Consider the following 18,628-nt stretch of genomic DNA (forward strand, 5'->3'; position numbering starts at 1 on the left):
GTCTCAGACCTCGATGCGTTCGGCGATCAGGGCCGGTGCCTCGGCGCCCGCGGCGCTGATCCGATAGGCCCGGCGCAGAGCCTCGCCGACGCGCTCGGCCTCGCTTTCCTTGCGGGCATGGATGCGCAGCAGGGGGCGCTGGGCATCGACCTCATCGCCGATGCGGGCCAGACCGCTGAGACCCACGGCCGGGTCGATGGCATCGCTGGCCTGTCGGCGTCCGCCGCCGAGCTCGATCACGGCCAGGCCCAGGGCGCGGACGTCGATGGATTCGATGCGACCGCTCTCCGATGGATAGAGATCCACCTCCACCGGCGCTCGGGCCAGGTGCTGATCCGGGCGCTCCATCAGGTCCGAGGGCCCGCCCAGGGCGTGCACCATGCGCGCGAAGCGCTCGGCGACGGCCCCGCTGGCCCAGGCTCGATCGAGGCGATCGCGAGCCTCGGCAGGGTCGGCGTCGAGGCCGCCGATCAGGAGCAGTTCGGCGCTGAGCTCGCGGCTGAGTTCGAACAGGCGTCCGGTCGGCGAGGGTGTGTTCAGCAGCTCGATGATCTCGCGAATCTCCAGGGCGTTGCCGGCGGTCCGGCCCAGGCCCTGGTTCATGTCGGTCAGCAGGGCGCGGGTCGGCGTGCCCGCCGCGCTGGCGGTCCGGGCCAGGGCGATGGCCAGTTCCCGGGCCGGCTCGAAGTCGGTCATGACCGCACCCGAGCCGAACTTGACGTCCAGCACCAGGCCGTCGAGGCCCTCGGCCAGTTTCTTGCTGAGGATCGAGGCCACGATCAGGGGCAGGCAGTCGACCGTGCCGGTCACGTCGCGCACCGCGTAGAGCCGCCGGTCGGCCGGCGCCAGGTCGCTGGTCTGGCCGATGATGGCCACCCCGAGTTCGCGGACGATCCGGTCCAGGCGATCCGGGTCCGGGGCCGTGTCGTAGCCGGGGATGCTCTCTAGCTTGTCGCAGGTGCCGCCCGTGTGACCGAGGCCGCGTCCGGTGATCATCGGCACGTAGGCCCCGCAGCAGGCCAGCCAGGGCCCGATCAGGAAAGAGGTCGAATCGCCGATGCCGCCGGTGGAGTGCTTGTCCAGCACCGGTCCGTCCAGCCCCGGCCATTGCATGACCCGGCCGGAATCGCGCATCGCCTCGGTCAGGGCGACGGTCTCGGTCCGGTCCATGCCCTGGATCGCCACGGCCATGGCGAAGGCGCCGAGCTGCTCGTCACCCAGGCGACCATCGGCCATGCCCTCGACGAGGAAGTCGATCGCCACGCGCTCCAGCGTCTGGCCGTGGCGCTTGGCGAGCAGCAGTTCGCGCGCCAGCATCAGCCCTGGCCCTCTGGCAGGCGGCCGATCAGATCGTCGAGGAGGCTGGACGCTCCGAAGCGAAAATGCTCGGGATCGGCCCAGGCGGGGCCGAGAATCTCGTCGGCCAGGCACAGGTAGACGGCGGCATCCTCGGTGGTCTTCAGACCGCCCGAGGCCTTGAAGCCGGCATTGGCGCCGCGATCGCGGATCAGTTCGAGCAGCACTCGCGCGGCCTCAGGCGTGGCGTTGACGCGGACCTTGCCGGTCGAGGTCTTGAGGAAGTCCGCGCCCTGGTCGAGGGCGATCGATGCGGCCTCGAGGATCGCTTCGGGCCTGGCCAGTTCACCGGTCTCGAGAATCACCTTCAGGCCATGTTCGCCGCAGCGTTCGCGCGCGGCCCTGACCAGCTGCTCGCCCGCGCGGCGATCACCGGCCAGCAGTGCGCGCCAGGGAAAGACCAGATCGATCTCGTCGGCGTCATCGCCGAGGGCGCGGTCGATTTCTGCAAGGACCTCGCTTTCGCGTCCATCGCCACCGGGGAAATTGACCACGGTGGCCACCCGCACCGCCCGCGTGGCCGGGTTCGCGCGCAGCGTCGCCACCGCGAGCTCGACGAAGCGCGGATAGACGCAGACGGCCGCCACCGGCCCGGCCGGGGTGCTCGCGCGCTGGCAGAGCTCGACGATGCGCTCGTCGCTATCGTCGTCGTTGAGGGAGGTCAGATCGACCAGGGCGATGGCCCGCCGGGCGATCCGATCCAGGTCCTGATTCATGCGTCGGTCTCCAGTCGCGGCGAGCGCTCGGGGCTTTCGGACGGCGGGGCTCAGAGCCTCAGGCCGCCGTCGACGGCCAGATCGCGGCCATTGAAGTAATCGTTCTCGATGATAAATCGAATTGCATCGGCCATTTCCTCGGGTTCTGCCATGCGGCCGGCTGGAATCTGCGCGGCGATCCGCTCGATGGCCGCTTCGGGCATGGCGGCGACCAGCTCGGTGCGGGTGAAACCCGGCGAGAGCGAGGCCGCGCGGATGCCATGGCGGGCGAGTTCCTTGGCCCAGGTCACGGTCATCGCTGCCACGCCGGCCTTGGCGGCCGAGTAGTTGCTCTGGCCGAAATTGCCGCCCCTGGAAATGCTCGAGACATTGATGATCAGGCCGGGACGGTCAAGGCGGAGTAGATGGCTGGCGGCTTCGCGTCCGCATAGGAAGACGCCGGTCAGATTGACGTCGATGACCTGCTGCCAGTCACGCAGCGAGAGCCGCTCCTCGAGCGCACCACCGCCGCCCTTGACGAGCAGACCGTCGCGGGTGATGCCGGCGTTGTTGACCAGGACGTCGAGTCCGCCGAGGGCGCTGACGAGCGCATCGAAGGCGCGCTCGACCTGCGCCTCGTCGGCCACGTTGGCCACGGCGCTCGCGTGGCCTTCGCCGGGCAGGGCGTCGAGGCTCCGGGCGAGGGCGTCCTCGTCCAGGTCGATCAGCCCGATGCGCGCACCGCGCGCGGCCAGGTCCATGGCGGCGGCTCGGCCGAGTCCTCGGGCGGCGCCGGTGATGATGATGCGTCTGTGGTCGATGTTCATGAAAGGGGTTCCGTTTCTCGAGGCCAGGGAGCGGGGCAGGCCGGTCGGCTCAGTGCTCGGCCCTGGCAAAGGCGCTGAACCAGTCCGGCAGCTCCTCGGGCGGCCGGGCCGGACTGAACAGGTAGCCCTGGGCCAGATGGCAACCATGGGCCAGCAGCATGCGGACCTGCTCGGGGCTGTCGACGCCTTCGGCGATCACGCCGAGCTTGAGGTCGTTGGCCATGCTGATCACGGCCGCGACGATCGCCGCATCGTCGTCGTCCGTGGCGAGATCCGAGACGAAGCTGCGGTCGATCTTCAGGCCGCTGATATTGAAGCGCTTCAGGTAGGCCAGGCTGGAGTAGCCGGTGCCGAAATCGTCGATTTCGACCCGGATGCCCAGGCGGCTGAACTCATCGATCAAGGCAGCGGCGTGTTCGGCATCGTGCATCAGCGCGCTCTCCGTGAGTTCGATGGTCAGCAGCCCGGCCGAAAGGCCATGCCGCTCCAGGGCGCTGGCGAGCACATTCGACAGGGTGCCTCGCCAGAGCTGCAGCGGCGAGACATTGACCGAGACGGCCAGGCCGGCCAGCGGTCCGCTCTGCCATTCGGCCAGCTGGCCGCAGGCCTCGTCGATGACCCAGTCACCGATGTCGACGATCAGCCCGCTCTGCTCGGCGATGGGGATGAACTGATCCGGCGGCACCTGACCACGTTCCGGATGGCGCCAGCGCAGCAGGGCTTCGAAGCCCACGACCTTGTGTTCGGCCAGATCGACCTGGGGCTGGAAGTGCAGCTGGAACTGCTTGTTGCTCAGGGCTTCGCGCAAGTCGCGCTCGAGCAGCAGCCGCTCGTGGGCCTGGGCATTCAGATCGGGCGTGAAGAACTGGAAATTCGAGCGCCCCTTGTCCTTGGCCAGGTACATGGCGGCGTCGGCATTGCGGATCAGCTCTGCAGCCGTCGTGGCGTCGCCGGGGAACAGGGCGATGCCGATGCTCGACGAGATGCGTAGATCGTGATGGTCGATGTGGAAGGGCTGGGCCATCATGTCCAGCACCCGCTGGGCGCCATGGGTGGCGCTGGATTCTCCGGCGTGGTTGAGCAGAATCAGGAACTCGTCGCCACCCTGGCGGCAGACCATGTCGCCCTGACGGAGCTGTTCGCGCAGGCGGCTGGCGACCTGGGCGAGCAGGCGATCACCCGTGTCATGGCCGAGGGAATCATTGATGGTCTTGAAGTGATCCAGGTCGAGGAACAGCACCGCCAGTTCCTCGCCACTGCGCTGGGCCTGCGCCAGGCTGGAACTCAGATGCTCGTTGAACAGGGTTCGATTCGGCAGGCCGGTCAACGCATCGTAGTGGGCCAGCCGGTGCACTTCGTGTTCGGCCTGCTTGCGTGCCGTGATGTCGTAGATGACGCCATCGAAATACCGGATCCGTCCGTGCTCGTCGGTGACCGCCACGGCGTTGTTGACGGCCGTGAAACGGCTGCCGTCATTGCGTATGAATTCGACTTCCATGTCATTGTAGAAGCCATCCTCTTCGAGCATCCGGAGCAAGTCCTCGCGCTGCCCCGGATCGGCGTAGAGCAGGGGGCCGGCATCGCGGATCATCTGCTCGGGCCGATCGAAGCGGAACATGCGGGCCAGCGATCGATTGACATAGACCAGGCCTTCTTCCGGCGTGCCGCGATAGATGCCCTCGAAGATGTTGTTGGTGATCGACGAGAGCAGGGCCTCGCTGTCGCGGTAGGCCTCCCGCATCCGTTCTGCCAGACTCTCGGCGCGCAGGCGGTTGCACAGCAGCAGGAAGAGCACGAAGGCGGTCAGGGCGGTGCCGACCAGTCCCGAGCTGAGCGCGATCCAGGGGGCGGCGCCGAGACTGCGCGGCTCGCGCAGGACCAGTTCCCAGCGCTTGTTCGCGGCCTGGAAGCGCACGGCCTGTTCGATCAGGGTCCCGGTGCCCTGCTCGAAGGAATCGCCGAGCCGGAAGACCGGTGATGCTTCGCTTTCCGCCAGATCGTGGATCTCCAACTCGATCCGATCGCGAGCGGGCAGGGGAATGCTGAACAGGGCCTGGGCTGAAATCGACGCGCTGACCCAGCCCCCGTTGTCGAACAGGCCGGCGGGGAGACCCGACACCCAGGCCACCATGACGTAGCCGGGCGTTCGGACTCGGTCCGGCGAGACCAGATCCAGGCGGCGAGAGACCACCACGCTGCTGCGCTCGCGAGCGAGGCGCAGTGTGTCGGTCATGTTGTCGACACGACAGACGTCCACCCCGATCGAGTCACGGTTTCGGTCCAGGGGCTCGTTGTAGACGATGGGGCAGACCCAGTCGCCGTTGCCCCTGTCCAGGCGAGCGAAGCTCAGTCCGTCGGCCGCGACGCGCTCCCGCAGCGCTGCCAGGTCCTGGGGACGCAGTCTCGCGATCCAACCCAGACCAGCCAGGCCGGCAAAGTCCTGCTGACCCAGAATCGTCTCCGAAAACTGCCGCCACTCTTCGCGCGTGACCCATTCGGAACTGGCGAACAGGGCGTGCGCCGAACCGATCAGGGTCTCGTACTGGGCAAATCGCGTGCTGATGATGGCGGCCGCCTGGTCCGCCTGTCGAGCCAGCACGCCCTGCTGTCGCCGGGTCTCGACGTCCACCAGCCAGGCCGTGACCCAGGCCGTCAGCGCGATGCCGACCGCCGCGAGCGCGAGCGCCGTGAGCAGTGCGCCCCGTTCGCTGCGCAGCAGGCTGGACCGACCCTGGCCCGGTTCGCGAGGCGGCGACAGGTCGCTCACGCCGGGCGCGTGACCGGGTGGCGGGCTTGCTCAGAGCATTCCGGGTAGATCAGGGCGGGCATCAGTGTCCTTCAGGGGGTGGTGATGGCTTGGTTGGACACCGGGTTCCAGTCGCCGGAGCGGATCAGCAGATCGCCGTTTGCGGTGATCTGCAGGCCGAGATAGCCGAAGTTGAAGTTTTCGATGATCGTGAATCGCACCGGGAGGAAGACCTCGGGCGCCGAAAAGTCTGTGCCGACCAGGCGGGTGCTGGCGATCCAGGCCTGGTTAGGGTTTCCATCCACCAGCCCATTGTCGATGAGCGTGCCCGAGGCCACGGCAATGGCGCGGTTGCTCGCGCCGGGGTCGGCCAGCACGCGTTCGAGGCCCGGTCCTTCGCCCGGATCCAATTGATATTCGCCGACAACGGCGCCGGCGCTGATTTCGAAATCCGCGCCCGGTTCGTCGCGCAGCCAGACGCTCAGTGAGAACTGCGGGTCGTGCGGCAGACGAATCGCCGAGGCGATGGCCGGGAGACCGGTCAGGCTGGCGCCGCCGAAGCGATCGCTGAAGATGGCATCGAGGCTGTTCGCGGTCTCGATGGCGGTGTCGGGGCTGTCCTCGATGGCGCCACCCAGTAGTTCGAGTTCCCCCGCGCCGTTGATGCGCAGCTGAAGATAGCCGAAGAATGCCTGGGCCCCGGTCGTGATGCGAAGCCCGACGAAAGCGTTGCTGCCGGTGAAGGTGCCGGGGTTGATCGCGCCGGCCGAAAGCTCCGAGCTGAAGGTGCAGATGCCGTCTTCCAGGCCGTTGTCGATACTCTGACCGGAGGCCAGCTCGAACAGGGCCGAGTCAGGCTCGCCCGGCTGTGGATCGGGATTGTCGCAGCTCAGGAACTCGGTGGTTTCGCTGAAACCCAACAGCAGGCCACCGAGTCGATAGGTCCCACCGAATTCGCTGGTGTAGCGAATCTGGTAGCGAAGGCCACTGGTCTCGAAGACATCGAAGTTGAGCCCGTAGGCCGAGGTCGGCGGCAGGGTGATCGGCAGGCTGTTCGCGTCGATGGGCTGTACGCTGGCGTTCAGGCCCGTGGTCAGCAGCGCGCCGAGCAGACTCGTGGCGATTCGTCCGAAGGTGTTGTTGATGGCCATCGTTGCGTGCCCGACTCCCGGCTTCCCTGGTTCGCGAAACCGCCGATTGTAGCCGCATCGAGGATCCGAATTCACTTGCCTCCCGGCAGTCGGTATGCTCGTGGTCGATTACTTGCCTGAAACAGTCCGGAGCAAACCGATGATCCCTCGACTCGCGCTTTCCGCGCTCCTTGCCTTCGGGCTGCAGCTCGCCGTGGCCAACGAGGCCGCGTCGGACGACCCGCGGATCGGCCTGGCCCTGGGTTCGGGGGGCGCGGCGGGCCTTGCGCACATTGCCATCTTGCGCGTGTTCGATGAGCAGGGCATTCGTCCGGTCCGGATCGCGGGCACCAGCATCGGCGCAATCATCGGCGGGCTCTATGCCGCGGGGCTCAGCGCCGACGAGATCGAAGCCCTGTTCGCCGAATTCGGTGGTTCGGGCCTGGAGCTGATCGGCAATCTGGCCAGCGGTGAGAACGGCGTGCATCTGAGTGACCTGCTGGATCTGGATCTGGATGACGGTGGGGTGGTGGATCCAGCGGCCTTCCTCGACTACCTGCGCTCGAAGGTGGACGCACGCCGCTTCAGCGACCTCGAGATTCCGATGCTCATGGTGGCCACCAGCTATTACGAGGGCAAGCCGGTGGTCATCGATGAAGGTGATCTGTTCGAGGCGATGCGGGCGAGCATGGCGGTGCCCGGTCTGTTCCCGCCGGTCGAGCGCGCGGGTCAGGTCCTGGTCGACGGCGGGATTTCCGACCCGCTGCCCTGGGGGCTGCTCGGCGACGACCTGGACTATCGCATCGCCGTGGACGTTTCAGGGCAGCGCGAGCGGCCCGCCGATGGCGAGCTGCCGGCCAACGAGTTGCTGTTCAAGACCTTCGAGCTGATGCAGCAGTCGATCATCCGGGCGCGCCGCGAGGCCGATCCTCCCGATCTGCTGCTGCGGCCGGAGACCGAGGGCATTCGCCTGCTGCACTTCCATCGGGTCGACGAGATCATCGAGCAGGCCGGTCCGGCGGCCGATCGCCTGACCGAGTTCCTGACGACTCACTCCTCTTCGTCGTCTTCCTCGTCGTCCCAGCCGTAGTCGAAGGTGATCTCTTCGTCCGCCTCGATATCGCGGATGGCGAACAGGTCCGTGCCCCACCAGTCGGCGTTTGGCTCGGCGTCGTGGTTGAGAAAACGCATCTCGTTCTTTCCGTCGATGCCCTCCCAGCGCTCGCGTTCCTCGTTCCAGATCCACAGCACGTGCATGCCATCGTCCTGGGTGGCCGGCCCCTGGTAGCTGCCGATGTATTCATCCCGGCCGATCCGGTGTCGTGCGAACAGGCCGCGGCCGTGAATCTCCGACTCGGCCACATAGGCCTTCGGGTTCTGATCGTAGGTCTTCTCGCTCATCGTCTACATCGCTCCCAGTCGTTCGCCGCTGGCGTCGAGTCGAATGCCCCGTTCGGGGCGTCTGGCCCTCAGGCCGCGCTGCTGGAAGTCACTCTGGAGCAAGGCGAAGCCCTCTGAATCGATCGGGTAGAGATTGTACTGCCGGTGGTCTTCCACCAGGGTCCAGCAGAGCAGACCACAGTCCGCGTGGACCTGTTCGGTCAAGCCATCGGCGGACTCGACCGGGCCGCGCGACTCGACCAGGCAATGCCGTTCCGGATCCAGCGTCAGGGTCGATTCGGTCTCGCTACGAACGCCGTGCACGTCGAGCAGGGCGCACAGGCTTCGATAGGCGCGGGTCCAGAGCGCATAGTCCTCGAGGCTGCCCGAGAAATCGTCGTAGCTGATGAAGCCGATCCGGACGGCCTGAAGTCCTGCTGGCCAGCTGGCCTTCAACCCGGCGGGCAATTCGAAATCCTGGTCGGCATCGGGCTGGATCAGGCCGTGCTCCACCACCGGCCAGAAGGCACCCAGCCCGGCCGTGTCCATCTGTACATGAGCCAGCGCGATCAGATCGTCGAGGGTCATCAATTGTCCGTGCGCGCTGTCCAGACCGACGGACTCGAAGAGCAGGGCCAGTGCGGGCGGGTGGATGCCACCCTGCTCGAACAGTTCGGCTTCCAGGGTGCTGCTCAGCCCCGGGCCATCGGCCTCGGGTACGCTGAGCAGGATCGGTAGCGCGAGAAGCTGCCCCTGTGGCGGGGCTGCCGGCGGCGTCAGCCCTTGATCCGGCATCCGGCCCTGGTGGGCACCGATGGCGAGGATCTGTCCGCCGCGGCCCGGGTCGCGAGCCACGTTGCGGCTGAGGTCTTCCAGGGCCTGCCAGGTCGGCATGCCGGGTTGCAGCAGCTCGGCGGGTTCGAACAGCGCGCCGCCAACGACCAGCAGGGCCTCTTCGGGCAGCTGCCGATCGCGCGCGAGATCCTCGGCGAGTGCGCTGGCCAGGCGCTCGCAGTCGCCCCGTTCGAGCTGTCGGTGCTGCGGCGCCTCGCCGCGTATTTCGAAACTGGCCACGAGCCGGATATGATGCACGCCCCTGGATCTCCTGATGATTGAGTCAAATCGAATGAGTGAATCGATGCAGCGATCGACGCCCCCGAACTGGCAGCTCCGGACCTTTGAACAGCTCGATGTGGCGAGTCTGTACCGGCTCATCCAGGCCAGGGTGGCCGTGTTCGTGGTCGAACAGACCTGTCCCTATCAGGAGCTCGATGGGCGTGACGATCAGTCGATTCACATCTGGGCAGAGGATGAAAACCTCAAGGTGCTGGCCTATGCACGACTCCTGCCGCCGGGCCTGTCCTATGCCGAACCGTCGATCGGGCGCGTGCTGACTTCGGCGGCCGGTCGTGGCTGTGGGCTGGGTCGCGAGTTGATGCAGCGGGCCCTGGCCGAGTGCGAATCACGCTATCCGGGGCAGGGCGTCCGGATCTCGGCTCAGCAGTACCTGGAGGATTTCTATCGGGGACTGGGCTTCCGAACGGTTCGCGGACCCTACCTGGAGGACGACATTCCCCATCTGGAAATGCTTCGTCCTGCCGCGGAATAAGAGGCGAAGCCTCTGCACGCGAGGCCGCGCGCAGAGGCCATGAAAGCAATCTCAGAACAGCGAGAACGGTGACTTGCCACCGCCGCCACCGCCGCCACGACGGCGCCGGCGACGCATCCGCGCCAGCAGGGCCTGTTCGCGGTTGCGGATGAAGTCCGAGCGATTGAGCTCGGATTCGTCGATGCCCTTGCGCTTGGCCGCAGCGGAGCGGTAGCGAATGAAATCGCGGTAGGCCTCGATCTCGGGCTTGAGCTCGCGACACAGCAGCTCGACCATGATCGCATCGTCCAGAAAGCCCAGGCCCGGAATGTGATCCGGGATCAGATCTTCCGGGTTGTTGAAATAGGCCAGTGCCGAGAGGACGCGTTTGCGGCCCACGTCCTGCATGCCCCAGCCTTCGTCTTCGAGCATGTCGATCAGGATCTGCAGTTGGCCCAGACGCTCGCGGATGTAGTCGGCGCCGACGTTCTCATCGACGTCCTTGAGGAGCTGGCGCGCTCCGGCGATGATCTCGTCGCGAGACAGTTTCTTGGTGTTCTCGACGGCCTGCCGGGCCAGGGTGCGAAAGTGCTCGAGATCCTTCTCGGTGAATTCCAGAGTAACGCGCAAGCTCATGTTCGTGTCCTTGAATTGTTCTTTGAAGTACTTGGTGCGTGAGTCAACCGCTATAGCGTAGAGCGCCGCCCTGATCGGGTCAACGTCAGGCCGCGATCACGAACAGCGCCACGCAGATTCCGAAGCTGGCGACCCAGACCAGCGATCTCCACAGATGCAGATCGGCCAGGTAGCAGACGCCGTAGGCCAGTCGAGTGGCGACGAAGGTGATGGCCAGGGCGTCGATGCGGGCCTGATCGGCGCCGGCCAGGCTGGCGATGATGACGGCGGCGGCGAAGAAGGGGAAGATCTCGAAGCCGTTCTGCTGCGCCCAGCTGGCGCGCTGGCGATAGCCTTCGAGCTTCTCTGCCCAGGCGCGCGGCGCCCTGTTGTTGTAGCCTCGGTGACCGATCTTGGCCACGCCGACCATGAGGTAGGGAATGATGGCTGCAATCAGCACGCACCAGTAGGCGATCGTCATGGGAGGCTCCGCTGTCCTCTAAGGCCAGCGCGCAGTCTACCTTACAATGCATTTCCCACGCCGGATTCCTGAGCCCGAGGGACATCATTCCATGCAGCCGAACGACACGCCACGATCGTCAAGCACCCTGAAGGACTGGGTCATGGTGACCGAGCTGGCCGAGGCGGGGCCGCTGGCCGAGCCGATCTTTCAGCGCAAGTACGGTGCGCCGGCGCCCGCGCACGGTCATCACCTGCTGGTCTTCTGTCGCTGTGGCGAGGACTGGCTGCCGGGCAGCTATCTGAACTATCTGGAGCACCGGGACGCCATGCTCATCGGGGGCGCCTGCACCGATGGCCGCGTGCTGGCCCGCATGAGCGAGGCAGGACAGGCCGCCGTTCGGGACGCCGGCGGCCTGATGCTCCAGGCCGTGCGCTACGGCGAGGCGCGATTTGCCAGCTGCTCGGTCGGCACCTTCGGCCATTGCGGGGACGCTCGGTCCTGGTCCGTGCTGGCCCAGTGCGGCTACGAGCGGCTCGACGACCCGCATCTGATCGTGCGCTGGAATCGCCGGCCCGCCCCCTGGGCCAGACGGCGCCTGATCCGCAGCGTGGCAGCGCTCGGCCCGTTCTGAGTGTCTGATCAGACCGTTGCCAGCAGGGCTTCGAGTTCCTCGGAGCTGTGCCAGTCGCGGCCGCACATGTAACGCGGCAGAAACCAGCGATCCGATGCGCGAGTGACCGGCTCGGGGTCACAGCCCAAGGCTGCCTCCAGGCCCAGACGCGCGGCTTCCTTCGGCAGATACTCGCGTCGCAGGTAGTCGCTGCTCTGCCCGTAGGGATAGGCGAAATAGCGCGGGCGCCGGCCCGCGCAGGCCTCGATGTAGTCGCTGGCCGCGTCGATTTCCTGGCGACACTCGGCTTCCGTGTCGATCCAGCGAAAATCGCCACGTCGATTGTCGCGCTGGGCGGTCCGAGCGAGTGAGGCATGGTTGTGATCCCAGCTGTGGGATTCGACGCTGATCAACCCGGACTCATTGGCCTGGCGCCACCAGTGATCGGGCCAGACCCCGAGGCTCATGTAGTCGTTTCGATCCAGCTCCTCTCGTGCCGCCGGTGAGGCGATGACGAAGGAAGTCAGGTGCGGTCGATGATGGGCGGATCGTGTCGGGTCGGCATCGAAGGCTCGAAGAGCGTTGTACAGGCTCGTCTGGCGTCCGCAACTGGGATGATCGAAGTCCTCGAAGTCCAGGATGGATCCGTCGTCGACGGTCAGCACCGCGACCTTGTCCGGCAGTTCGCCTCGATCGAGCAGCTCCAAGGCCAGGCTCAGGGGCAGGATCCGCCAGCCCAGGCGATCGAGAAGGCGCAGATCTTCCCTGAACGCCACTGGATCGTTGCCCGAGTAGTCGTTGTCCAGCACGTGGATCGAGTGCCAGGTCAGGACGACGAACCGACTCATGCTCAGCGAAACCGGTCGGCCTGGCCGGGGACGGCGTGCAGGAAGCCCTGCTGGCGAGCCCAGTCCTCGTCCGAGCGCTCGTCGGATTTGATCAGGATGAGCTCCCAGGAGAGGTTGTTGAGTTCGCGCCGGCCGAGTTCGCCCAGGGCTCGCCGAACATCCGGATCGGCGGCAAATTCGAACTCGAGCAGCTCGCGGCTTCGGGGTGCAACGCTCGGGGCGCTCATCAGCCGTTCCGAACGAACCGGCTCGAGCTCGTCCAGCGTCAGCTCCAGTCGCAGCGCACCCAGGCGCAGGTCTTCGTCGTTGACGTTGGCGATACGCACGCTCACGAGCAGCGCATCGGCAGCCAGGCGCATGCCGTCGAGGGTGAGTACCGGCGGTTCGCCTTCGACGCGACGTGGCTGACTGCCGCAGGCCGTGACCAGGGCCAGGCAGACCAGCGCGAGAAGGAGCGAAGCGCCGAGGCGTCGGAACCGGGGTCGAAGCGGAGAGATCGGCTGCATGAGGGTGCGTTGACCAGAGATTTGCCCGTCAGGCGGCATGATACTCATTTCGCGTCGAAGAGTCGGAGTGCATCGATGAGCATCCAATCCCGCCAGGCCGAATCGGGGGCGACGGCCCTCGTGGTCGGTGCCAGTCGCGGCATCGGACTCGCCCTGGTCGAAGCCCTGCTGGCCGATTCGCGTTTCGAGCGGGTCATTGCTGCCGTGCGCCAGCCGGCTTCGGCTGAAGGGCTGGCGGGCCTTGAGGTGGCCCCCGGTCGATCACTGGAATGGCTGGAGCTCGACCTCGATCGCCCGGCGACGATCGAAGCGGTCGGTGAGACGCTCGATCGACGGGGATGGCGTCCATCCCTGCTGATTCATGCCGCCGGGCTGCTGCATGAGGCGCCGGAACTCCAGCCCGAGAAGCGTCTCGAGGACCTGGATGCGGCGTCGCTGGCACGCGTGTTCGCCGTGAACACGATCGGGCCTGCCCTGGTGCTCAAGGCCCTTCTGCCCCGAATGGATCGGGATCGACGCGCGGTGGCGGCGGTGATTTCCGCGCGTGTCGGCTCGATCGGGGACAACCGCCTGGGCGGCTGGTATGCCTACCGCGCCAGCAAGGCGGCGCTGAACCAGATTCTTAGAACCGCCTCGATCGAGGCGCGGCGGCGTTTCCCGAACTGCATCCTGGCGGCCCTGCATCCGGGGACGACGGACACGGGGCTGTCGAAGCCATTCCAGGCCAATGTGCCGGATGAAAAGCTGTTCGCACCGAGCTTCACCGCCAAGCGTCTGCTGGCGGTCATGGAGGGGCTCGGCATCGACGACAGCGGAGGATTCTTCGCCTGGGACGGGCAGTCGATTCCATGGTAAGTCAGATGTCCGGAAAGCCGATTTCGAGAAAAAAATAACCTCCGGTCGGAATTGGCGTACACTGTGTGATACGCAGAATTAGATCAAATAAGCTGCGTCTACTATAAAGATCTCTTGGGAAGGAGAAGAATATGCCTCAGAACAACGCGAAAGCCGCGCAGGATATGTCGTGGCTCGTGCGCGTAGCCGAGCGGATGCTGCGCCCGGTCGCACGGCTCCTGGTCGGAAAGCTCTCGGCCACCGTGGCCATCACGATCCTCAAGGAAGCCTACATCGCCGAAGCGACTCGCAAGATGCGGCGCGAGCAGCCCGGCCGTCGAATCACCAAGTCGGCGCTGGCGCTCTGGACCGGGCTCGATACTCGGGCCATCTCGCAGCTCGAGACGCGCAAGCGTCCCGAGGTGATGCCGGCCCACGAACTGTGTCCCGAAGCTGCCGTGCTGCATGCCTGGAATACGGAAGCCCGCTATCGTGATCGGAAGACCAAGCAGCCCAAGGACCTCGGTGTCTACGGCCGCGGTGTCAGTCTGCAGACCCTGGTCTCGCGCGTGGCCGGCCGCAACGTGACCTCGACCACCGTGCTGGACAAGCTGGCCCAGAACGGCAACCTCAAGCTGGTGCCGGGGGACAACGTCCGACTGATCAACCCGAACTACGTGCCGACGACCGACGAAGAGCAGAAGATGCTCGAGGCCACGGCGGATTCCATCGGTCGTCACATGGAAACGGTGGCGCACAACATGGAGTCGGACAAGGCCAAGGGCGACTGGGTGCAGAACGAAATCGGTTCGGCCCGGATTCCCGCCGAGGATCTGCCGGAATTGCGCAAGGCCATGACGTCGCTGCTCAATGAACAGGGCAAGGCGGCCGACAAGGCAATCAAGCAGGCTCAGGCCTCTGGCAAGCGGGTGTCCAACCAGTCGGTGGCCGTGGGCTACTACTACTGGGAAGAAGAACCCGAAGACTGAGAAACCGACGGCCACTTCCGCCCCGGTTCCCGGAGCGGAAGCGGCCGACTCAGCCCGGCTTGTGGACGGCCAGCGCGGCGATCGCCACGAAGGTGATCAGGGCCAGCAGGTAGAACAGCACCCCGCGCTGGCGCTGCTCGACCCGGAACGCGGCGATCCCCAGGCCGATGTAGGCCGCAACCAGGATCAGTTTCACGCCCAGCCAGGACCAGATCGAGAACTGCATCTGGACCCAGAGCGCCAGGCCGGAGCCCAGCAGAAGTGTGTCGATGACATGCGGCCCGATGCGGATCATCGGGTGTGCCAGTGGCCGCTTCAGTACGAGGCGGACGAAGCCCCGCAGCGCGAAACCGATCCCGCTGATCAGCGCCAGCCCCAGGTGCAGGTATTTCAGAAGAACGTAGATGCTCATCGAGTGTCGGCTCCCTGCCGGTTCTGGATTCGATCGCGCGCACCTCTCCGGACCGCAGCAAGCGGGCCGAACGTGGCCGACGGCTCGAACCTGTGTCAAGACTCCCGTGCCGGAGTCTATCAGGGCAATGGACGGTACCGCTCGAATGCTGGCGCTTTCTGCTATTTTGGGCACCGGATTCCATGAACGTGGTGAATGAATTGGGGCAGGATGCGGGTCTCGACGCCGTCGTCGAGAGAACCATCGAGCGGGTCGGCCGCCATCTGGTGCTGGGCCTGCCGCTGGGACTGGGCAAGCCCAACCGACTGGTCAACGCCTTCTATCGGCGTGCTCGACTCGATCCGGACATCAGGCTCGACATCGTCACGGCCCTGAGCCTGGATCCGCCTCGGGCGGGGCACTGGCTGGAAGCCCGTCTGATGGACCCGATCGTCGAGCGCCTGTTCGGCAGCGCCTATCCGCGCCTCGACTACATCGATGCCCAGCGCCGCAACGCCCTGCCGCCCAACATCACGGTCACCGAGTTCTATGTGTCATCGGGTGCGGCCCTCGGCAAGCCGACGATGCAGCGCCACTACATCTCCTCCAACTACACGCACGTGGCGCGTGATCTCGTCGATCGCGGGATCAACGTGATCGCCCAGCTGGTGGCCGGGCCGGTGGACGGTCGCTACAGCCTGTCCTCGAACCCGGACGTCAGCCTGGATCTCAAGCGCCGTCTGGCCGCCGAGCCGGGCCGGACCACCTGGACGATCGCTCAGGTGCATCCGGAGCTGCCTTTCATGCACGGCGATGCCCGGGTCGAGTCGGATTTCTTCGATGAGATCTGCGAGATCGATCCCGAGCAGCCCCTGTTCGGGCTGCCCCGGCTGCCGGTCAGCCCGCAGGATCACGCGGTCGGCTTCCAGGCCTCTCGCCTGGTGGCCGATGGCGGCACCCTGCAGATCGGCATCGGCTCGCTCAGCGACGCCCTGGTGCACAGCCTGATCGAGCGCCACCAGGACAACGAGACCTGGCAGGCCCGGGTGGCTCGCGTGGCCCATGGCCCCTCGGCGATCGAGGCGGCTTCGAGCTTCGAAGAGGGTCTGTACGGGGCCAGCGAGATGTTCATGGACGGTTTCATGCATCTCTATCGAGCCGGCATCCTCAAGCGTGGCGTGGTCGACGATCTCGAGGCCATGCGCCGGATCAATGCCGGTACCGAGTCGGCCCCCGATGACGGGGTGCTGATGGACGGTGGCTTCTTCCTTGGCAGCCAGGACTTCTATGCCTTTCTACGCGACCTGGACGAGCGGGAACGACCCCGCTTCAGGATGCATGGGGTCGGGCGGATCAACCAGCTCTACGGCGGCCTGGAAATGCTCGAGATCGAGCAGCGTCGGCACGCTCGCTTCATCAACACCTGCATGATGATGACCGCGACCGGCGCGGCCGTGTCCGACGGCCTCCAGGACCATCAGGTCGTGTCCGGCGTGGGTGGCCAGTACAACTTCGTCGCCATGGCCCATGCGATGGACGATGGGCGCTCGATTCTCATGCTTCGCGCCACCCGCGAGTCCGGCGGCCGAACGACCTCGAACATCGTCTGGGAGTACCCGCACGTCACCATCCCGCGCCATCTTCGCGACATCGTGGTGACCGAGTACGGGGTGGCCGATCTGCGCGGCAAGACCGACGAGGAGTGCATTCAGGCCATGGTCGGCATCATGGACGCCCGCTTCCAGGATGCCCTGGTCGAGCGGGCCAGGTCCGCAGGCAAGCTGGACCCGAACTGGTCCGTTCCAGACGCGTACCGCGCGAATCTGCCCGCCAGGATCGAGGCCGAGTTCAAGCCAGGCGAGTGCTTCCCGGCCTATCCCTTCGGCAGCGATTTCACCGAGCTCGAGCAGCGTCTGATTCCGGCGCTCCAGTCGCTCAAGGCCATGGCCGGATCGAAGCTCGCCCTGCTCGGTGCGCTGTGGCGCGGCCAACCGGGTCGCCATCGTGAAGCCCTCGAGCGCCTGGGCCTGGATTCACCCGCCTCGCTGGGCGAACGCGCCTATGCGCGCCTGCTTGCTGCCGTGCTGGACGAGGCCGGGTAGTGGGCCGAGATGGCTTCGGCCACCGGGGCGGGTGCCTTCATCCAGGCGAAGTGATCGGTGGGTAGATCCCCGGGCAGGGCGCTGATCATGCACCGCTCGACCTCGCAGCCGGGCATCAGCCCCAGCAGATGGTCGAGGGAGGCTTTCGGTACGAACCAGTCATCGGCCAGGCGGATCCCCAGCACGCGGGTCTTCAATTCGGCCATGCCGATTTCCGGGTCGGGCTCGAGCGAGGGCAGGGCATAGCTGCCACGACGACCGGTCCAGGTCCAATCGGCGATCACGCCACGCGCTTCCCGGCCCGCAAAGCCCAGGCGGCGGCCGGGGTAATGGCCGATCAGGCTGCCGATGACGGGCATGACCCGGAACGCGGGGGCGAGCAGCAGCTGCTGATACCAGTGGAAGGCCCCACGCCAGGGCGCGCCGCCCGCGACGGTGATGACGCCGGCGGTCCGGTCCGGCCGTCGACCGGCCAGCAGGCAGGCGAACTGCGAGCCCAGGCTGTGCCCGGCCAGCAGCATCGGCCGGCCCGATCGTCTTTCGGCCAGAAGCTCGATAGCCGCCCGTAGATCCACATCGAGGAGTTCCCGGTAGCCCCAGTTGCACTCGCGGCTGGCCCGCTGATCGGAGGAACCGATGCCGCGCCATTCGTGGATGAAGACCTCGATGCCATGTTCGGCCAGGGACTGGCCCAGGGGGATGTACTGGCGCGCGCTCAGTCCCATGCCCGGCAGGAAGAACAGAGCCTGTCGGGCCGACTCGCTGGGAACGTGGATCAGATCGAAGTGATGGCCGTCGTCGGTAACAACCGAAACGGTGGGTTGGCTATGGGGCATTCGTATTGCGGGTCGGGAAGGCGCGCAGGGCGCCGGTCAGGATCAGGAACTGGGCGATGAAGTAGCTGGCGATGATCAACTTCAGTGAATGCTCGAAGCTGCCGAGAAAGCGGTCGATGCCGATCAGGGCGTCGGAGATCACGAACAGCACGGCCCCGGCGTAGATGCGACCGGGCCGCGCCTCGACCAGGCTGGCGCTGACCGCCATGGTGATCAGGGCGGCGATGTAGATCGTCACGGGGATCAGGCTGTCACCGAGCCCGGGGCGCAGCAGAATGAACATGCCGAGGCCGATCGCGACCACTGGCAGCCACCAGGGCCAGCGAGCAAGGAATCCGTGCCTGCGGCCCAGGAAGGCCACGCTGTAGGCGATCTGGGTGACCAGGAAACAGGCCAGGCCAGCAGTGAAGTAATCGCCACGGTCGAGCGCCAGGAACAGATCGCCGCCAGCCGCCGCCACGAAGCCGATCGCCAGGATCGGCCCGGCCAGTGCCGCCAGCCGCCGCCAGACCAGCGCCGCGGCGATCAGCATGGGCGTGAACTTGGCGATCCAGATGTAGGGGATGGGATCGAGCCACAGGCTCGTCCAGTAGATCGCGGCCAACAGGATGAAGCCGATGATGCTCACTCGATTCATGCCCCACATCCTACCCCGAGTCAACGCCTCGGACGCGCCGGAGTTCGCCCGCCGGCGGGCCGGTCTTGCTCAGCC

Annotated in this window: 20 protein-coding genes; 6 read left to right on the forward strand and 14 right to left on the reverse strand. The window is 66.2% G+C overall.

The annotated features are described in order from the left end of the window. Positions 1-3: 3 nt before the first annotated feature. From WM2015_RS04865 to WM2015_RS04885, 5 genes are all read right to left on the reverse strand, one after another. Entirely contained in the window at positions 4-1,317 is a 1,314-nt protein-coding gene (locus WM2015_RS04865) for a thymidine phosphorylase (RefSeq protein ID WP_049724990.1), read from the reverse strand. Beyond that, complete coding sequence (gene deoC, locus WM2015_RS04870; RefSeq protein ID WP_049724991.1) at positions 1,317-2,072, reverse strand: deoxyribose-phosphate aldolase; 756 nt, start codon at positions 2,070-2,072, stop codon at positions 1,317-1,319. The genes WM2015_RS04865 and deoC overlap by 1 nt, the downstream gene beginning before the upstream one ends. Before the next feature lie 50 nt (positions 2,073-2,122). Further along, on the reverse strand, positions 2,123-2,878 hold the full coding sequence (locus tag WM2015_RS04875; RefSeq protein ID WP_049724992.1) for an SDR family oxidoreductase: 756 nt from the start codon (positions 2,876-2,878) through the stop codon (positions 2,123-2,125). Positions 2,879-2,927: 49 nt separating this feature from the next. Next, positions 2,928-5,645 (reverse strand): bifunctional diguanylate cyclase/phosphodiesterase, encoded by a 2,718-nt coding sequence (locus WM2015_RS04880; protein WP_049724993.1) that lies wholly within the window; start codon positions 5,643-5,645, stop codon positions 2,928-2,930. 71 nt (positions 5,646-5,716) lie between these two features. After that, the gene (locus tag WM2015_RS04885) at positions 5,717-6,775 is read right to left on the reverse strand and encodes a hypothetical protein (protein ID WP_049724994.1); all 1,059 of its coding nucleotides are present in this window, start codon (positions 6,773-6,775) and stop codon (positions 5,717-5,719) included. Positions 6,776-6,914: 139 nt separating this feature from the next. Here WM2015_RS04885 and WM2015_RS04890 point away from each other — a divergent pair, with 139 nt between their 5' ends. After that, on the forward strand, positions 6,915-7,844 hold the full coding sequence (locus tag WM2015_RS04890; protein ID WP_049726981.1) for a patatin-like phospholipase family protein: 930 nt from the start codon (positions 6,915-6,917) through the stop codon (positions 7,842-7,844). On the opposite strand, the gene WM2015_RS04895 is transcribed toward WM2015_RS04890, so the two are convergent. Both WM2015_RS04895 and WM2015_RS04900 read right to left on the reverse strand, forming a co-directional pair. After that, positions 7,805-8,155: an SET domain-containing protein gene (locus WM2015_RS04895; RefSeq protein ID WP_049724995.1), complete on the reverse strand. Its 351-nt coding sequence runs from the start codon at positions 8,153-8,155 to the stop codon at positions 7,805-7,807. The genes WM2015_RS04890 and WM2015_RS04895 overlap by 40 nt on opposite strands. Positions 8,156-8,158: 3 nt before the next feature. Further along, complete coding sequence (locus WM2015_RS04900; protein WP_049724996.1) at positions 8,159-9,226, reverse strand: hypothetical protein; 1,068 nt, start codon at positions 9,224-9,226, stop codon at positions 8,159-8,161. A 34-nt stretch (positions 9,227-9,260) separates the two neighbouring features. On the opposite strand from WM2015_RS04900, the gene WM2015_RS04905 reads away from it, so the two are divergent. Beyond that, positions 9,261-9,743: a GNAT family N-acetyltransferase gene (locus WM2015_RS04905; protein ID WP_049724997.1), complete on the forward strand. Its 483-nt coding sequence runs from the start codon at positions 9,261-9,263 to the stop codon at positions 9,741-9,743. A gap of 51 nt (positions 9,744-9,794) precedes the next feature. Here the strand turns inward: WM2015_RS04905 and WM2015_RS04910 are convergent, their stop codons facing one another. Continuing rightward, entirely contained in the window at positions 9,795-10,358 is a 564-nt protein-coding gene (locus WM2015_RS04910) for a YkvA family protein (protein ID WP_049724998.1), read from the reverse strand. 85 nt (positions 10,359-10,443) lie between these two features. After that, positions 10,444-10,818, reverse strand: coding sequence for an MAPEG family protein (locus WM2015_RS04915; protein ID WP_049724999.1), 375 nt, complete (start codon positions 10,816-10,818; stop codon positions 10,444-10,446). 91 nt (positions 10,819-10,909) lie between these two features. Between WM2015_RS04915 and WM2015_RS04920 the strand changes: the two genes are divergently transcribed. Then, complete coding sequence (locus WM2015_RS04920; RefSeq protein WP_049725000.1) at positions 10,910-11,431, forward strand: hypothetical protein; 522 nt, start codon at positions 10,910-10,912, stop codon at positions 11,429-11,431. 8 nt (positions 11,432-11,439) lie between these two features. Here the strand turns inward: WM2015_RS04920 and WM2015_RS04925 are convergent, their stop codons facing one another. Continuing rightward, complete coding sequence (locus tag WM2015_RS04925) at positions 11,440-12,258, reverse strand: polysaccharide deacetylase family protein (protein WP_049725001.1); 819 nt, start codon at positions 12,256-12,258, stop codon at positions 11,440-11,442. A gap of 2 nt (positions 12,259-12,260) precedes the next feature. Then, positions 12,261-12,764: a hypothetical protein gene (locus tag WM2015_RS04930; RefSeq protein ID WP_049725002.1), complete on the reverse strand. Its 504-nt coding sequence runs from the start codon at positions 12,762-12,764 to the stop codon at positions 12,261-12,263. A gap of 75 nt (positions 12,765-12,839) precedes the next feature. On the opposite strand from WM2015_RS04930, the gene WM2015_RS04935 reads away from it, so the two are divergent. Together WM2015_RS04935 and WM2015_RS04940 are read left to right on the forward strand one after the other, a co-directional pair. Beyond that, on the forward strand, positions 12,840-13,619 hold the full coding sequence (locus WM2015_RS04935; protein ID WP_049725003.1) for an SDR family NAD(P)-dependent oxidoreductase: 780 nt from the start codon (positions 12,840-12,842) through the stop codon (positions 13,617-13,619). A gap of 176 nt (positions 13,620-13,795) precedes the next feature. Beyond that, positions 13,796-14,587 (forward strand): DUF6502 family protein, encoded by a 792-nt coding sequence (locus WM2015_RS04940; RefSeq protein WP_156200874.1) that lies wholly within the window; start codon positions 13,796-13,798, stop codon positions 14,585-14,587. A 49-nt stretch (positions 14,588-14,636) separates the two neighbouring features. Here the strand turns inward: WM2015_RS04940 and WM2015_RS04945 are convergent, their stop codons facing one another. Then, complete coding sequence (locus tag WM2015_RS04945; RefSeq protein ID WP_049725005.1) at positions 14,637-14,999, reverse strand: SirB2 family protein; 363 nt, start codon at positions 14,997-14,999, stop codon at positions 14,637-14,639. Between the two features lie 188 nt (positions 15,000-15,187). Between WM2015_RS04945 and WM2015_RS04950 the strand changes: the two genes are divergently transcribed. Further along, on the forward strand, positions 15,188-17,080 hold the full coding sequence (locus tag WM2015_RS04950; protein WP_211260961.1) for an acetyl-CoA hydrolase/transferase C-terminal domain-containing protein: 1,893 nt from the start codon (positions 15,188-15,190) through the stop codon (positions 17,078-17,080). Here the strand turns inward: WM2015_RS04950 and WM2015_RS04955 are convergent. Beyond that, a complete protein-coding gene (locus WM2015_RS04955; RefSeq protein WP_049725007.1) occupies positions 17,038-17,916 on the reverse strand; it encodes an alpha/beta hydrolase family protein in 879 nt (292 codons plus the stop codon). The genes WM2015_RS04950 and WM2015_RS04955 overlap by 43 nt on opposite strands. After that, positions 17,906-18,553, reverse strand: a complete 648-nt coding sequence (locus tag WM2015_RS04960) for a lysoplasmalogenase (RefSeq protein ID WP_049725008.1) — start codon at positions 18,551-18,553, stop codon at positions 17,906-17,908. Before WM2015_RS04960 ends, WM2015_RS04955 begins: the two co-directional genes overlap by 11 nt. Positions 18,554-18,628: the final 75 nt, after the last annotated feature.

Source organism: Wenzhouxiangella marina (assembly GCF_001187785.1).
In the GTDB taxonomy this organism is placed as follows: Bacteria; Pseudomonadota; Gammaproteobacteria; order Xanthomonadales; family Wenzhouxiangellaceae; genus Wenzhouxiangella; species Wenzhouxiangella marina.

Bases quoted from the DNA above. Each gene is read 5' to 3' on its own strand.
- deoC (WP_049724991.1), bottom strand. From the start codon at position 2,072: ATGAATCAGGACCTGGATCGGATCGCCCGGCGGGCCATCGCCCTGGTC.
- WM2015_RS04875 (WP_049724992.1), bottom strand. From the start codon at position 2,878: ATGAACATCGACCACAGACGCATCATCATCACCGGCGCCGCCCGAGGA.
- WM2015_RS04920 (WP_049725000.1), top strand. From the start codon at position 10,910: ATGCAGCCGAACGACACGCCACGATCGTCAAGCACCCTGAAGGACTGG.
- WM2015_RS04865 (WP_049724990.1), bottom strand. From the start codon at position 1,317: ATGCTGGCGCGCGAACTGCTGCTCGCCAAGCGCCACGGCCAGACGCTG.
- WM2015_RS04935 (WP_049725003.1), top strand. From the start codon at position 12,840: ATGAGCATCCAATCCCGCCAGGCCGAATCGGGGGCGACGGCCCTCGTG.
- WM2015_RS04885 (WP_049724994.1), bottom strand. From the start codon at position 6,775: ATGGCCATCAACAACACCTTCGGACGAATCGCCACGAGTCTGCTCGGC.
- WM2015_RS04915 (WP_049724999.1), bottom strand. From the start codon at position 10,818: ATGACGATCGCCTACTGGTGCGTGCTGATTGCAGCCATCATTCCCTAC.
- WM2015_RS04960 (WP_049725008.1), bottom strand. From the start codon at position 18,553: ATGAATCGAGTGAGCATCATCGGCTTCATCCTGTTGGCCGCGATCTAC.
- WM2015_RS04905 (WP_049724997.1), top strand. From the start codon at position 9,261: ATGAGTGAATCGATGCAGCGATCGACGCCCCCGAACTGGCAGCTCCGG.
- WM2015_RS04925 (WP_049725001.1), bottom strand. From the start codon at position 12,258: ATGAGTCGGTTCGTCGTCCTGACCTGGCACTCGATCCACGTGCTGGAC.
- WM2015_RS04945 (WP_049725005.1), bottom strand. From the start codon at position 14,999: ATGAGCATCTACGTTCTTCTGAAATACCTGCACCTGGGGCTGGCGCTG.
- WM2015_RS04910 (WP_049724998.1), bottom strand. From the start codon at position 10,358: ATGAGCTTGCGCGTTACTCTGGAATTCACCGAGAAGGATCTCGAGCAC.
- WM2015_RS04930 (WP_049725002.1), bottom strand. From the start codon at position 12,764: ATGCAGCCGATCTCTCCGCTTCGACCCCGGTTCCGACGCCTCGGCGCT.
- WM2015_RS04895 (WP_049724995.1), bottom strand. From the start codon at position 8,155: ATGAGCGAGAAGACCTACGATCAGAACCCGAAGGCCTATGTGGCCGAG.
- WM2015_RS04955 (WP_049725007.1), bottom strand. From the start codon at position 17,916: ATGCCCCATAGCCAACCCACCGTTTCGGTTGTTACCGACGACGGCCAT.
- WM2015_RS04890 (WP_049726981.1), top strand. From the start codon at position 6,915: ATGATCCCTCGACTCGCGCTTTCCGCGCTCCTTGCCTTCGGGCTGCAG.